The organism is Tropicimonas sp. TH_r6 (assembly GCF_033101155.1).
GTDB lineage: Bacteria > Pseudomonadota > Alphaproteobacteria > Rhodobacterales > Rhodobacteraceae > Tropicimonas.
Genome location: NZ_JAWMPX010000051.1, coordinates 1 through 14,584, shown reverse-complemented (window position 1 = coordinate 14,584; position 14,584 = coordinate 1). Strand labels below are relative to the sequence as shown.

The 14,584-nt window shown below is 63.3% G+C and carries 10 protein-coding genes; 7 read left to right on the top strand and 3 right to left on the bottom strand.

Features of this window, described 5'->3' with window-relative positions; translation table 11 throughout:
* Positions 1–308: 308 nt before the first annotated feature.
* Positions 309–1,028: a response regulator gene (locus R3X27_RS24660; RefSeq protein ID WP_317711570.1), complete on the top strand. Its 720-nt coding sequence runs from the start codon at positions 309–311 to the stop codon at positions 1,026–1,028.
* Here R3X27_RS24660 and R3X27_RS24655 read toward each other — a convergent pair.
* Both R3X27_RS24655 and R3X27_RS24650 read right to left on the bottom strand, forming a co-directional pair.
* Positions 995–3,691, bottom strand: a complete 2,697-nt coding sequence (locus R3X27_RS24655; RefSeq protein ID WP_317711569.1) for an ATP-binding protein — start codon at positions 3,689–3,691, stop codon at positions 995–997. The two genes, R3X27_RS24660 and R3X27_RS24655, sit on opposite strands and share 34 nt — an antisense overlap.
* Positions 3,688–5,136, bottom strand: coding sequence for an extracellular solute-binding protein (locus R3X27_RS24650; RefSeq protein WP_317711568.1), 1,449 nt, complete (start codon positions 5,134–5,136; stop codon positions 3,688–3,690). The genes R3X27_RS24655 and R3X27_RS24650 overlap by 4 nt, the downstream gene beginning before the upstream one ends.
* A gap of 67 nt (positions 5,137–5,203) precedes the next feature.
* Between R3X27_RS24650 and ptsP the strand changes: the two genes are divergently transcribed.
* The 6 genes from ptsP to R3X27_RS24620 all read left to right on the top strand — a co-directional run bounded on the left by ptsP (position 5,204) and on the right by R3X27_RS24620 (position 13,646).
* On the top strand, positions 5,204–7,672 hold the full coding sequence (ptsP, locus tag R3X27_RS24645; protein ID WP_317711567.1) for a phosphoenolpyruvate--protein phosphotransferase: 2,469 nt from the start codon (positions 5,204–5,206) through the stop codon (positions 7,670–7,672).
* 11 nt (positions 7,673–7,683) lie between these two features.
* Entirely contained in the window at positions 7,684–8,634 is a 951-nt protein-coding gene (gene pfkB, locus R3X27_RS24640) for a 1-phosphofructokinase (RefSeq protein WP_317711566.1), read from the top strand.
* Between the two features lie 21 nt (positions 8,635–8,655).
* A complete protein-coding gene (locus R3X27_RS24635; RefSeq protein ID WP_317711565.1) occupies positions 8,656–10,419 on the top strand; it encodes a PTS fructose-like transporter subunit IIB in 1,764 nt (587 codons plus the stop codon).
* 219 nt (positions 10,420–10,638) lie between these two features.
* The gene (locus tag R3X27_RS24630; protein ID WP_317711571.1) at positions 10,639–11,652 is read left to right on the top strand and encodes a sugar ABC transporter substrate-binding protein; all 1,014 of its coding nucleotides are present in this window, start codon (positions 10,639–10,641) and stop codon (positions 11,650–11,652) included.
* Positions 11,653–11,781: 129 nt separating this feature from the next.
* Complete coding sequence (locus R3X27_RS24625) at positions 11,782–12,867, top strand: ABC transporter permease (RefSeq protein ID WP_317711564.1); 1,086 nt, start codon at positions 11,782–11,784, stop codon at positions 12,865–12,867.
* Positions 12,864–13,646 carry an ATP-binding cassette domain-containing protein gene (locus tag R3X27_RS24620; RefSeq protein ID WP_317711563.1) on the top strand — a complete coding sequence of 261 codons (783 nt, stop codon included), beginning with the start codon at positions 12,864–12,866 and terminating at the stop codon, positions 13,644–13,646. Before R3X27_RS24625 ends, R3X27_RS24620 begins: the two co-directional genes overlap by 4 nt.
* A gap of 87 nt (positions 13,647–13,733) precedes the next feature.
* Here R3X27_RS24620 and R3X27_RS24615 read toward each other — a convergent pair whose 3' ends face one another.
* Positions 13,734–14,339, bottom strand: a complete 606-nt coding sequence (locus R3X27_RS24615; RefSeq protein WP_317711562.1) for a VOC family protein — start codon at positions 14,337–14,339, stop codon at positions 13,734–13,736.
* Between the last annotated feature and the right edge of the window lie 245 nt (positions 14,340–14,584).

Genomic DNA, 14,584 nt, shown 5'->3' with positions numbered 1-14,584 from the left:
ACAGCGGACCTTCCTGTTCGTATGATGCCCGCTCAATTGCTTTCCGAAACCTGACGTTCATCGACAGCGCGGCATTCCGCCAGATTGGAGCCAAGGTTAGGTGGGATCGGTAAATTCAGACCTGGCACAACGTCCCGGTAGCCACTCTGCGCGTGGCCTGTGTATCTGTTGGGGTGATTTTGTACCTTATACGAGGAGCACAAACAGCGCATCTGCTCCGGGATCGAAATCAATCTCTTGAAGCAAACCGGATCTTGGTGCCAATAGTTAACGGACGAACTGCCTGCTGACGGGAAAGATAGGCAAACATGGTCAAGGTACTCATCGTCGATGACGACCCCGATGTTCGGGACATCGTGCGATACGAACTCGAATCGCAGGGATGGGAGGTCTCGGAAGCCGCCAGCGGCGCTGAAGCCGGAGATGTGCTGAAACGGCTGGCGCCAGACCTGATCCTGCTGGATCTGCGCCTGCCGGATCAGGATGGTCTGACAATCGCCCAACGGCTGCGTGCAACGTCGAATATACCGATCATCATGCTGACCGGGCTCGGCGGGGACGTGGACCGGATCATCGGGCTGGAAATGGGTGCGGACGATTACGTCGTCAAACCCTTCAATCCGCGCGAACTCATTGCCCGGATCAAAGCCGTGTTGCGGCGGAGCGGAACGGCGGACGCAGCTTCCGCACCGACCAATGCACTCGATCACGATTGCCGGAGTTTCGGCGGTTGGATGATAGACCTGACAGCCCGAGTGCTGGAGAACCCTGCTGGAGAACAGGTTTCGCTGACAAATGCGGAGTTCCTGTTGCTGGAAGCCTTCATCAACGCACCGAAACACGTCCTGAGCCGGGATCAGTTGCTGGAGCGGACGCGATCGGATGGTGGAGAGGTCTTTGACCGGACCATCGACGTCCTGATCCTGCGTCTGCGCCGGAAGATCGAGCCGAACCCAAAGGCGCCGCAATTCATCCGCACGGAGCGTGGGGCTGGTTATATATTCGGCGCGGAGGTCCGCCGCCTCTGAGCTTCGAGTTGCGCTCGCACGGCGGCGGCGAGCACGTCTTCCTGCACGGGTTTGCGCAATAGGGTCTTCAACCGCTCTCCGGCCTCCCCCGGTGCGCCAGAGGTAAAGAGAACCGGAAGATCCGGACGCCTTTCGCGTGCCGTCTCCGCCAGATCAAAGCCGCTGATCCCACCCGGCATCGCGAGATCGGTGTAGAGCAGGTCTATCTCCGGAATTTCCTTGAGCAATTCGAGCGCTGTGGCGCCGTCAGTGGCTGTAACGATCGCATAGCCGTGCCCGCGAAGCTGGTCGGCCGTGAGCTCGAGCAGGTCGGTATCGTCGTCTACCACGAGAATACAGGCATCGATCAGCTCTTCATTCTCTGGATTCTCTGGTGTCGTTTCAACGGGTTCGGCTGTGGTGCCTGCAGCCCTTGCGACCGGTAAGCGGAGTCCCACGCGGGTGCCGGTTTCAGGCGTGCTGTCGATGGCGACCGTGCCTCCGGATTGCTGGACGAAACCGTAGACCATGGAGAGGCCCAGCCCGCTGCCTTTGTCGACCGGCTTGGTGGTGAAAAACGGCTCGAAGACCTGATCGAGCAGGTCCTGGGGAATGCCGGAGCCGGTGTCGCTGACGGACAGCTCTACGAAGCCATCTTCAGCGCTCTGCGTCGAAATACGGATTTCGCCCTCACCATCCATCGCATCACGGGCGTTGATCGCGAGGTTCATCAGTGCATTCTCGAGCGGCCCGGGGTCGACCCGGACCCGCGGCAGTGCATCAGCGAGGTTGGTTTCGAGGGATATGTCGGCGCCCAGGCTCGTTTCCAGCAGGTCGGACATGCCGGCCACCAGGGCATTCAGGTCGACATCCTCAGGCGCGAGCCGTTGCCGGCGGGAGAAGGCAAGCAACCGGCTCACCAAACCCGCGGCACGGTCGGCCGCGCCAAGTGCCCGGTCGGCCCGGTCCCGCACCGCAGGCTTGTCGTCGCTTTCCCGCGCGATGATGTTCAGGTTCCCGATGATGACGGCAAGGATATTGTTGAAATCATGCGCAATCCCGCCGGTCAGCTGGCCAACGGTTTCCATCTTCTGGGCCTGCAACAACTGGTTTTCGGTCTGGCGCTGTTCGGACACATCCATGTGGATCGTGGCGAAGCCCCCCTGCGGGATCGGGTTCGACCGCAGGGCGAGCACCTTTTCGTCCGGGAAACGCAATTCATGCCGCTGTGACAACACGAGGCGGCGGTGAGACAACGTGTCGAGATCGGTTTCGCCGCCATTGGGGAGAAAGGCTCGCACGCGGCGCTCTTCCAGCATCCGGTTGATCTCCTCGATGGAGGGCGAGCCGGAAACCGCGGCCTCATCGAAACCGTATAGCGCCAGGAACTGCGGGTTCCAGGCCACGAGCTTGCGGTCCTGATCGAAAACCGAGAACCCGTCCTTCATTGTGTCGAACGTGGCAAGCAGAAGGTTTGAACGTTCTGTAAGTTGCCGATCGAGTTGCTCCATCTGGAAGGTGTTGTCCTTGAATACGGTGAAGGCACGTGCGAGGTCGCCGATCTCGTCGCGCCGCTCCGCGCCGGGTACCTGCGTGTCCTTCTCGCCGCCCGCCAGCCGGGTCATCGCGGTGGTCACACCGGCGAGGTTGCGACTGAGCGGGCGGATCACCAAAGCGTAGGAGACCGCACCGGCGATCAGGATCACGGCAAGCCCCGCCATCCAGAATTGAGTCGTTGTGGACAGGATGGTCTGGCGCAGGGTCTCGGTCACGTTGGCCATCGTCCGACCGGCGGAAAGCACCTGCGCATCGACGGCCCGTTTCAGGCGCGCGGCATTTTCCGCGCTGGCCGCGAGAGCGGCTTCGGCCGCAGTCCTTTCGGCCAGCTCGCGCGCGCGCAATGCGAAACCCCCGCCATCGCCCAACTGGCCGGAGAAAGCGGCCGCCGCATCGTGAAACTCGGCCTGCAAGCCGACCGGAAGTACAGGTTCCAACCCTGCAAGCTGAGTCGTGGTTCGGCTGAAACTGTTGCGAATCTCGTCGAGGGACTCGGGGGTGTTGGAGCGCGCTGCGAGCAAGAATTCCGCCGTAGCCCGGTTCGTCAGTCGTTCGGCGGAGAGGAGAGGCCCCTGGCTTCGGACTGCGGTCTTGTAGGTCGCGAGATCGGAGGTCGACAGGTTCGAGGTGATAGCCTCCACCGCCAAGATCGAGGGACCTATCAGCTGGCGAACCCGGTTTTCTTCGTTCAGCATTTGTATTTGCTGAAATTCCACCGCCGCAGCGAGGGCAGCCTGCGTCGCGAGCGCTTCGCGCAGATCGTTGAGGTGATCGGCAAGCTCTCGGGAGATGATCGAGACGGCCCCCGGTTCGGATTGCGTGGCCTCAAGCGCGGCGGCCTCACGGGTGAAGGCATCGATATCTGTCACGATGGCGGCCTGGGCGTCGGACAGCGCCTCTGGCGTTGTGGCGGCCATCAGGCTCGCGCCGCGCTGCTGCAACCGCTCGCCAATCCGGGCGAGGCGCATGGCTGCGGTGACCGCGGGGACCTCGCGCCCCGTGACCGTTTCAGCGGCCGCGCCGATCTCGTCCAGCGCGCGGAGCGCGGCGAGGCCCGCCACCAGCATGGCCAGCGTCGAAAGAACAACGATCAGGAGGAGCCGTCCCTCGATCCCGCGCAGTTTCATGGAGCCGGCACCCCCAGGCCCATCGCCTCGCGGTAGTGGCGGCGCTGGCTGGTCCGGCCCAACCGGTCGGTGATCTGTTCCCATTCCAGCGCCGCCGCCGAAAGGGCGTCTTCTGGCAGGGCATCTCCCGACATGACCGCACCGACCTGCGCATCCAGCGCCGCCATATAGGCCGGGTATCCGGGAATCCGCAGGTCGGGAGCGGTCTGGGGGGCTGACAGGCTGTCACGCAGGACCTGCAGGTAATCCATGGCGGCGTCCTCGCCCATGATGTCGGACCAGCGGCTGTGCTCTTCGAATTGACTGAGCCGGTAAGGGTTGAAACCGGACGCACCATTCGTGACGTCACGATCCGCACGCTCGGGCGCAGCCATCCATGCGATGAAATCCCAGGCCTGTTCGGGGGCCGCGGAGGCCCGGGGCACGCCGGCGATCCATCCACCGAAGGCAAGGAAGGGCACCTGTCGCGGGACCGGCAGCGTCTCCCACAGGCCCTGTTTGGGGTTCCAGACGTCCTGACTGCCGGGCAGGACAAAGAAACCGACACTCCCCTCGATTGCCGATGTGTCCGGGTCGGTGGCGACACCGCCAATGTCGGACCAGTCGATGGCCATGGCCGAATGACCCGCCGCGAAGCCGGCCCGAACGCCATGGGAGTCAAGGTCGCCAGACGGCCCCTGATCCGATGAAACCGCGGTCAGAAACTCCCGCAAGGCACGTTGCCAGGCGGGGTTGTCGATCTCTGGTTCCATCGTGTCTGGGTCGAAGAAGAAGTGACCGGGATAGTCCGGATGCGCGGTATAGGCCGCGGCGTGGCTGAAGAGATACCAGAGCCGTTGCCCGCCTTCGGCAGAGGCCTCCAGCGTCCCCGAGAGATGTGTGCCGCCAGGAGCGCGGCGCCCGTCAAAGAAGGCCCTGATCTCCTCGTAGTCGCTCCAGCTCCGCGGCGGTACAAGTGCGCGGCCATATCGCTGTTCGAAGGCTTGCCGTGTCTGCGGGTCGTCGAAAAGGTCCCGCCGATAGGCCCCCATGTGAAGATCGCCGTCCAGCGTGATCGCCTTCCATTGCCCTTGCCAGCGCATCAGCGAGTCGCGGTATGTGGGGTGGACGCCTTGTACCAATGGGCTTTCGGCCAGCGCCTCGGGAACGGGCGAAAGGTAGGGCGCGAAATCCGGCAGCCAGGCGGCAGGAAAAATCAGCACGTCCGCTTCCGTCTTCCCCGTGACGAAACCGATCATGATCTCGCCGTAGAGCCCGATGAAGGGACGCTGGATGACCCTGACGTCGGTGCCGGTGGCCTTTGAAAACGTTGTCCCATGCCGGATGGCCGGCCCCGCAATCGGACCCCCATCGCGAGTGAGCACCGTGACCGCCTGCGCCGGTGCCTGCGTCAGGCCAGCGAGGAAGATTACAATTGCTACAAACAGGCCGGTGATCCGAGACATATTCCATTCATCTGGCTGCGTTCTTTCTCACACCAACACGAAGTGACACGGGATGTGGAGGAAAAACGTGCTTAACCTGACGAAAGATCTCGTGGCAATCGGCAACACCGCCGCCAGCAAGGCCGATGCCATTTCCCAAGCAGTGGATTTGCTTTCGGCCGCCGGCAAGATCGACCCGCGCTATGGTGCGTCTATGCTCGGTCGGGAAAAGGTGGCCAACACCTTCCTTGGCAATGGCATCGCCATTCCCCACGGGTTGCCCAAGGACCGGGACCTGATCCATGACACTGCCATCGCCGTGGTGCAATTGCCCGAGGGCGTCGAATGGGCGCCCGGAGACACGGCGCGGCTTGTCGTGGCGATCGCGGCCCGCTCGGACGAGCATCTGGAACTCCTTTCGAACCTGACGGATGTCCTGAGCGATGCCGAGGAGGCCGACCGGCTTGCCACCACGACCGACCCCGCCGAAATCATCGCCCGTCTTACAGGCGCATCTCCCGCCCCGGCTTCCGCGACGGAGACGCTCACGGATTTCGACGGCGGTTTCGAGGTGACCGTGTCAGGCGCGCATGGGCTGCATGCCCGTCCGGCAACGACATTGGTAGAGCTCTCGAAAGGGTTCGATGCCGAAATCCGCATTCGCTGTGGCGAAAAGGTCGGCAATGGCAAGAGCCTGATCTCTCTGCTGAAGCTCGGCGCGCCGCAGGGAGCGACCCTGCAGGTGAGCACCGAGGGGCCACAGGCAGTCGAGGCTCTGGCCGCTCTGCGAAACGCCTTCGAAGTCGGGCTCGAGGATGAGGAAGACGCCGCCGCGGAGGCAGGTGCTCCCGAACGCCCGATCGGGGTTTCGGTCTCCTATGACGGGCACATGGTGCAGGGCATCTCGGCCTCTCCCGGCTTTTCCATCGCGCCGGTCTTCCAGTTCGCGCGCGAGCAGGTCGTGTTCGAGGAGAATGCCCTGGACCCGCAGGCTGAAACCGCCCGGCTCGACGGCGCGATGCAAACCGCCTGGCGCCAACTCGACGAATTCCACGACGAGGTCTGGAAGAAATCCGGTCCGGCGAAGGCCGCGATCTTCCGCGCGCACCAGGAATTCCTCGACGATCCCGAGATGGTCGAGGCCGCACAGGATCTCATCACCAATGGACGCAGTGCGGCCTTCGCCTGGAGCGCGGCCTATAACGAGCGTGCCGATATCCTCGCTGGTATGAAGGATCCGGTTCTGGCCGGGCGCGCCATCGACCTGCGCGATGCCGGCCTGCGGGTGCTGCGACAACTGGCCGAGGTGCAGACAGATGCCAACCGGCTGCCCTCCGAACCCTGCATCCTCGTGGCCGATGACCTGACCCCGTCGGACACCGCGCAACTCGATCCGTCGCTGGTCCAGGGCCTCTGCACCGCATCGGGTGGACCAACCTCGCATACCTCGATCATTGCCCGCTCGCTGGACATACCGGCGCTCGTTGGTGCCGGGGCGTCGGTTCTCGACATCCCCGCCGGAACGCCCGCGATCCTTGATGGCGAACACGGGGTGTTGGTGGTCTTACCCAGCGATGCCGACGAGGCCCGTGCCCGTACGGCCTTTGTGGACCTGAAGGCGCAGCGCGAGGCCGAGAAGCGAGACTGCTACAAGCCGGCGCTCACCACCGATGGCGAACGGGTCGAGGTGGTGGCCAATATCTCCGACGTGGCTGAAGCCGTCGCAACGGTCGAGGCCGGTGGCGAGGGCGTGGGCCTGCTGCGCACCGAATTCCTCTTCGTGAACCGCGACCGGCCGCCCTCCGAGGACGAGCAGGTAGAGATCTACACTGCGATGCTGGAGGCGATGAACGGTCTGCCGATCATCATCCGCACGCTGGACGTGGGCGGTGACAAGGAGATCCCCTACCTGAAGATGCCGGTGGAGGAGAACCCGTTCCTTGGCGAGCGCGGCATCCGCTTCTGCTTCGCCCATGAGGACCTCTTCCGCAGCCAGCTGCGCGCCATCTACCGCGCTTCCGCAAATGGTCCGCTGCGCATCATGTTCCCGATGGTCGCGATGACCGGCGAACTCGACGACGCCCTGCGGATCGCCGAGGAGGTGCGGACCGAGATCGGGGCCGAACCGGTCGAGATGGGGATCATGATCGAGATTCCCTCGGCGGTGATGATGGCGCCCGAACTGGCGCAGAAGGTCGATTTCTTCTCCATCGGTACCAATGACCTGACGCAATACGCGCTGGCCATGGACCGGATGCACCCGACATTGGCCCGCCTGGCCGACGGGTTGCACCCCGCCGTCCTTCGCCTGATCGACCAGACGGTCAAGGCCGCCGATGCGGCTGGGATCTGGGTTGGTGCCTGCGGCGGCATCGCGGCCGATCCGATGGGGGTTTCGATCCTCAGCGGGCTGGGGCTGAAAGAGCTTTCGGTCTCAATCCCCTCCATCGCCGCGGTCAAGGCGCAGCTGCGCCGGCAGTCGATGGCTGAAAATCGCGCTCTGGCGCAACGGGCTTTGGCCGCAACAGACGCCGCGTCGGTCCGCGCGCTGCGTTGAGGGAGGTTGCAATGAACACGACCCCCCGTATCGCGACGGTCTCGCTCAACTCCGCCGTTGACCAGACCGCCACCACCCCGCGTTTCGCCGTCGATGCGGTAAACCGGGTGGAGGCAGTGCAATCCGACGCCGGCGGAAAGGGCGTGAATGTCGCCTCCTTCCTCGCTCATTTCGGGCACGACGTGATGGTGACCGGCCTGCTGGGCCGCGAGAACGAGACGCTTTTTGTCCGGCATTTCAAGGCGGTGGGCCTTCGGGACGACTGCCTGCGGCTGGACGGTGCCACGCGAACGAACGTGAAGATCGTCGATCCGGAGCTTGAGACGGTCACCGACCTGAACTTCCCGGGCATCCGGGCAGGCGCGGATGACCTCCTCGCCGTTGCCGACCGATTGGAGGCGGCCATGGCGGCCGGGCTCGACTGGGTTGCCCTCTGCGGCAGCCTTCCGGCCGGACTGGAGGCCAGCGCCTATGCCGAGTTGACCGCCATCGCCCGGAAGGGCGGTGCGAAAGTGGCACTCGACACCTCCGGTGCGCCGCTGGCACAGGCGCTTGCCGCACAGCCCGACATCATCAAGCCCAACATTGCCGAACTCGGCGACCTGCTGGAGCGGGAGATCGGCTGCCTTGCAGACGTTGTCGCCGCAGCCCGCGAGATCGTCGCCGGCGGCGTCGGCCTTGTCGTGGTCTCGATGGGTGGCGACGGGGCCGTTCTGGTTAGCCCTGACGAGGCCATCCTCGCCACCCCGCCCAAGGTCACTATCGCCAGCACGGTTGGTGCGGGCGATGCGATGGTTGCCGGCCTTGTCCACTCCGCCACGCAGGGATTGAGCCTGTCGGAAACCGCGGCACTTGCCACGGGTTTCTCGCTCGGCGCCCTCGGAGAGATCGGCCCGAGCCTGCCGGCCATTCCGCAAATCGAAACCTTTGCCCGTGCGGTCACCGTGACCGCGCCCAACTAACCAGAAACCCGGGAGGATCACATGTCCAGGATCGTCGCCGTTACCGCTTGCCCGACCGGTATCGCGCATACACACATGGCCGCGGAAGCGCTCAAGGAGACCGCCGCGCTCAAGGGTCACAGCATCCGCATCGAACGCCAGAGCGCACAGGGAACCGATGACGCCCTGACCGCCGAGGAGATCGCGCAAGCCGATCTCGTCCTGCTGGCCACCGATATTGCAACCGATGAAGCGCGTTTTGCCGGCAAGCCTGTCTTCCGGACCTCCACCAGCGAAGCGCTGCGCAAGACGGGGGAGGTGCTCGACGCCGCCCTCGGCATCCAAGAGGAGCCCCAGGAAATGCCCAACGAGACGCCAAATGCGGCGCTGAAGGTGGTTGCCATCACCTCCTGCCCCACTGGCATCGCCCATACCTTCATGGCCGCTGATGCACTGAAGAAGGCCGCCGAGAAGCGCGGCTGGGAGATCGCAGTGGAGACCCAAGGCTCGGTCGGCTCGCAGAACGCCCTGACCGAAGAGCAGGTCGCCAATGCCGACCTCGTGGTGATCGCCGCCGACACCCATGTGGACACCGGCCGTTTCGGCGGCAAGAAGGTCTACGCGACTTCCGTAGGGGCAGCCGTGAAGGGCGCAAACACCGTTCTCGACGAGGCTGTCGCACATGGCCAGGTCCAGGGCGCTGCCGCTTCCGGCAAGGGCCTTGCGGACGAGGTGAGCCAGGCCAAGGCCGCCCGCGCCGCACAGCGGTCCGGCCCCTACAAGCACTTGCTGACGGGTGTCTCCTACATGCTGCCGCTGGTGGTTGCCGGTGGTCTGCTGATTGCGCTCTCCTTCGTCTTCGGCATCAAGGCCTTCGAGGAAGAGGGCACGCTTCCGGCCGCCCTCATGGCTATCGGCGGTGGCGCCGCCTTCAAGCTGATGGTCCCGGTACTGGCAGGCTATATCGCCTTCTCCATCGCCGACCGTCCGGGCCTGACACCGGGCCTGATCGGCGGCATGCTTGCCGTGAACCTCGGTTCGGGATTCCTTGGCGGGATCGTCGCGGGCTTCCTTGCCGGATACGTCGCGCTCTGGCTGCGTGACAATATCCACCTGCCGAAGAACCTCGAAGGTCTGAAGCCGGTCCTGATCCTGCCACTGCTCTCAACCCTGATCGTCGGCCTTGTCATGGTCTACATCATCGGCGCACCGGTTGCCGCCCTCCTGACAGCGATGACGGAATTCCTCCAGGGGCTTGGCACCACCAACGCCGTCCTGCTCGGCCTGATCCTCGGTGGCATGATGGCCGTGGACATGGGCGGGCCGATCAACAAGGCCGCCTATACCTTCGCCGTCGGCCTGCTGACCTCCGAGACCTACGCACCGATGGCCGCCGTCATGGCCGCGGGGATGACCCCGCCGCTGGGCCTCGCCCTTGCCACGCTGATCGGCAAGAACCGCTTCACCGAGGAAGAACGCGAAGCCGGCGGCGCCGCAGCCGTCCTGGGCCTGTCGTTCATCACCGAAGGCGCAATCCCCTTCGCCGCGAAGGACCCGGCCCGCGTCATCCCCTCGATCATCGTCGGCTCCGCCGTCACCGGTGCGCTTTCGATGATCCTGGGCTGCGAACTGGTTGCCCCGCATGGTGGCGTCTTCGTGCTGGCGATCCCGAATGCGGTCGTGAACCTCGCCGGCTATGCCGCTGCCATCGTCATCGGCACCCTGATCACGACAGCCATGCTGATGGTCCTCAAGAAGCCGCTCTCGGACGCCGAGGTCGACGCCACGGCGGTCCCCGCCGAGTGATCCTTCCCTGACAGAGAAAGATCCGGGCCGGCGATCCCCATCGCCGGCCTTTCCGTTTTCAACGCTTGGCCACATTGGGCAAGATTACAATTATTACAGACCAGACCGAGTTTTTCGAAATATGCCGTTCATACGGCCACGGTCTCATACCTCCATCGTCATTCCTGGGAGGAGCCTGGGAAAGGGATAACCCAACTGGAGGAAAGACTCATGAAATCCATCACCACGCTGCTCGGTGCAACCGCTCTCGGCCTTGTCGGTCTCACTGGTGCCGCGCAAGCCGCTGATATCGGCGCCTGCCTGATCACCAAGACCGACACCAATCCCTTCTTCGTCAAGATGAAGGAAGGCGCGACTGCCAAGGCCGAAGAGCTGGGGATCTCGCTGAAATCCTATGCAGGCCGGATCGACGGCGACCATGAAAGCCAGGTCACCGCCATCGAGACCTGCATCGCCGATGGCGCCAAGGGTATCCTGATCACCCCCGCTGACACCTCTTCCATCGTCGCATCGGTGCAGCAGGCCCGCGATGCCGGCCTCGTCGTGATCGCGCTCGACACGCCGCTCGACCCGATCGACGCCGCCGACGCGACCTTCGCCACCGACAACTTCCTTGCTGGCGAACTGATCGGCAAATGGGCCGCTGGCAAGCTCGGTGACGATGCTGCCAATGCCAAGATCGCCATGCTCGATCTCGCCGTCAGTCAACCTACCGTCGGTGTGCTGCGCGACCAGGGCTTCCTTCAAGGCTTTGGCATTGACCTTGGCGATCCGAACAAGTGGGGCGACGAGGATGACGCCCGCATCGTCGGCAATGACGTGACCGCAGGAAACGAGGAAGGTGGTCGCAAGGCAATGGAGAACCTGCTGGCCAAGGATCCCTTCATCAACGTCGTTTACACGATCAACGAGCCCGCCGCCGCCGGCGCCTACGAGGCACTCAAGGCGCTCGGGCGCGAGAATGACGTGCTGATCGTTTCCGTTGACGGCGGCTGCCCTGGCGTTGCGAACGTGGCCGATGGCGTGATCGGCGCCACATCGCAGCAATACCCGTTGCTGATGGCCTCCAAGGGCATCGAGGCGATCAAAGCCTGGGCCGAGGGCGGCGCCAAGCCGGAAGTCACCCCGGGCAAGGACTTTTTCGACACCGGCGTTCAGTTGATCACCGACCAACCGGTCGACGGCGTTGAGTCGATCGACTCCAAGGCTGGCGCGGACCTCTGCTGGGGCTAACTCCCGGCCCGCAGAGTTAACCGGCCCGGGTGAAGGGCGGCGGCCTCCTCCCCGCCCTTCGCCTCGCGCCAGAACCGAATTGCGAATCCGGGCGCCGTCGTCCGCTCGCGTCAATTCAGGGAGGTTCGGATGTCCGACACCGGCAACGCAAACCAAGACAAATCGAAACTAAGCTATGAAGACGTTCTAAAGGATGCGGCAACCACCGTCGCTGAATTCGAAGAAGACGAAACTCTGTCACGGAAGGTCCAGAACTGGCTACATGCGACGCCGTCGGCGGTGCCGATGTTCGTGTTGCTGGTGGCAGTTCTGGTCTTTGGCCTGATCCTGGGCGGCAAGTTCTTCTCGCCCTTCGCGCTGACGCTGATCCTGCAACAGGTGATGATCGTCGGCATCACCGCCTCGGCACAGACGCTGGTCATCCTGACCGCGGGCATCGACCTTTCGGTCGGCGCGATCATGGTTTTCTCCTCCGTGATCATGGGCCAATTCACCTTCCGCTATGGAATTCCGGTCGAGATCTCCATCGCCATCGGCCTTATGGCCGGCGCAGGCATGGGCTTCATCAACGGCGTGCTGGTGGCCTATATGAAGCTGCCGCCCTTCATCGTGACGCTGGGCACCTGGCAGATCTTTCTCGCGGCCAACTTTCTCTATTCCTCTAACGAAACGATACGAAGCCAGGAAATCGCCGAGGCCGCCCCGGCACTGCAACTCTTCGGCGAGAAGTTCGGGATCGGTGGTGCCGTCTTCACCTATGGTGCAGTGGCGATGCTGGTGATCGTCCTGGCGCTGGCCTATGTGCTGCGCTCGACCGCCTGGGGGCGCCATGTCTATGCGGTGGGCGATGATCCTGAAGCGGCGGAACTGGCGGGCGTCAAGGTCAAGAACGTGCTCGTGCAGGTCTATTGCCTTGCCGGTCTCATCTGTGCCTTTGCTGGCTGGGCCTTGATCGGTCGCATCGGCTCTGTCTCTCCCACCTCCGGCCAAAACGCCAATATCGAGGCGATCACAGCCGTCGCCATCGGTGGCATCTCGCTGTTCGGCGGGCGCGGCTCAATTCTCGGCGCATTGGCAGGTGGCCTGATTGTCGGCGTCTTCTCGCTCGGGCTGCGCATGATCGGTACCGACCCGCAATGGACCTACCTGCTCATCGGCGCGCTTATCATCTTCGCGGTTGCCGTGGACCAGTGGATTAGAAAGGGAACGGCATGACACAGCAACCTGTCCTTCAAGGCCGCGGCCTGGTGAAGAAATTCGGAAGTGTGACCGCGCTGAGTGGCTGCGATTTCGAACTCTACCCCGGCGAAGTGCTCGCCGTGATCGGTGACAACGGGGCCGGCAAGTCGGTGATGATCAAGACCCTCTCGGGCGCACTTCAGCCCGACCACGGAGAGGTGCTTCTGGACGGGGAACCCGTTCACTTCAACTCGCCGCTGGAGGCCCAGGACGCCGGCATCGCAACCGTCTACCAGACGCTCGCCATGTCGCCTGCGCTCTCCATTGCCGACAACATGTTCATGGGGCGCGAGCTGCGCAAACCCGGGTTCATGGGCAAGTACCTGCGCCAACTCGACAAGCCAGCGATGGAAAAGTTCGCCAGAGAAAAGCTGACGGAACTGGGTTTGATGACGATCCAGAACATCAAGCAGGCGGTCGAAACCCTTTCGGGTGGTCAGCGTCAGGGCATCGCCGTGGCCCGTGCTGCCGCCTTCGGTTCCAGGGTTATCATCCTCGACGAACCGACGGCAGCGCTCGGCGTCAAGGAGAGCCGTCGGGTTCTGGAACTGATCAAGGACGTACGGGATCGCGGCATCCCTATCGTGTTGATCTCACACAACATGCCCCACGTCTTCGAAGTTGCGGATCGCATCCACATTCACCGCCTGGGTCAGCGTCTTTGCGTGGTCCGCCCTGGCGAACACTCGATGTCGGATGCCGTGGCGATGATGACCGGTGCGATGGAGCCTCCGGGGCAGACACAAGCAGCCTGAGCAATCGGAAGCACGGCCATTTTGTGCCATCAACGACGTTTGCGGGTCCGCTCTTTGCGGGCCCGCAGTGCGATTCGCGCATCAGTTTCAGCCCCCGTCATCAGGCAGCAGGCCAATCCACCCGCCAACCTGGTCCGCCTCCGGCATCGGGGCCTCGTCGAAGATCTCAAAAACACAGCCGGACAGTTCAAGGAAACAGACCCTCACGGGGGCCGGGTTTCCTTCGAGCACATGGCGCGCAATCAATCTTGCGCCCATCTTCACGAGTTGCGCTTCTGCGGTCTCGATCCGTCCGGTCCGGATGGCAAAATGACTGTGACCCTTGGCTTCATCCGAGCCGTTCTTCGCACAGAACTCGAATGGCCACCCATCCGGCCCGTCAAAGAAGATGAACCGCACACCGCTTTCCCAGAACTCCGGAATGTCCCGCGGGCCGTCGGGTGTGAACTTCGAGGAAAGGCGAGCACCACGAGCGAGGTTTGTTGCATGTACACCGTCGACATCAGGTGAAGAGAAAGCAACGTGATCGAGCCTCATCGGCAACATCGCCCGAGGGATCTCACCCGTGCGGACAATCGCGACCTGCTGCGTGCCATAGCTCATCAGCCCGATTTCGGCCGGAAAGAAACCCAAGGTTTCCGCCAGATAGTTGCCTGCCGTCTCAGTGTCTTCAACGGCCAGTACTGGTATCATTTTTCAAGTTCCTTCTCGACCAACCCAAACAGTGTCGTCCTGTCCAGAAAGATCATCAACACATGCCGTCGCCGCGGCTGAGTTTTTCTTGCTGTTCAAATGGCAATTGGGCGGAAGGTCGATCTCGATGTTGTTCGCACGAGATATTCGAGTGTGGATATGGACCTTCTCGATCAATCGGCCCCGAGCGTTATGTCCGCTTCCGCATCGGGCGTTGATTTAGCTGCACCGCAGAGAATGGCCGG

Bases quoted from the DNA above. Each gene is read 5' to 3' on its own strand.
- R3X27_RS24660 (WP_317711570.1), top strand. From the start codon at position 309: ATGGTCAAGGTACTCATCGTCGATGACGACCCCGATGTTCGGGACATC.
- R3X27_RS24655 (WP_317711569.1), bottom strand. From the start codon at position 3,691: ATGAAACTGCGCGGGATCGAGGGACGGCTCCTCCTGATCGTTGTTCTT.
- R3X27_RS24650 (WP_317711568.1), bottom strand. From the start codon at position 5,136: ATGTCTCGGATCACCGGCCTGTTTGTAGCAATTGTAATCTTCCTCGCT.
- pfkB (WP_317711566.1), top strand. From the start codon at position 7,684: ATGAACACGACCCCCCGTATCGCGACGGTCTCGCTCAACTCCGCCGTT.
- R3X27_RS24635 (WP_317711565.1), top strand. From the start codon at position 8,656: ATGTCCAGGATCGTCGCCGTTACCGCTTGCCCGACCGGTATCGCGCAT.
- R3X27_RS24625 (WP_317711564.1), top strand. From the start codon at position 11,782: ATGTCCGACACCGGCAACGCAAACCAAGACAAATCGAAACTAAGCTAT.
- R3X27_RS24620 (WP_317711563.1), top strand. From the start codon at position 12,864: ATGACACAGCAACCTGTCCTTCAAGGCCGCGGCCTGGTGAAGAAATTC.
- R3X27_RS24615 (WP_317711562.1), bottom strand. From the start codon at position 14,339: ATGATACCAGTACTGGCCGTTGAAGACACTGAGACGGCAGGCAACTAT.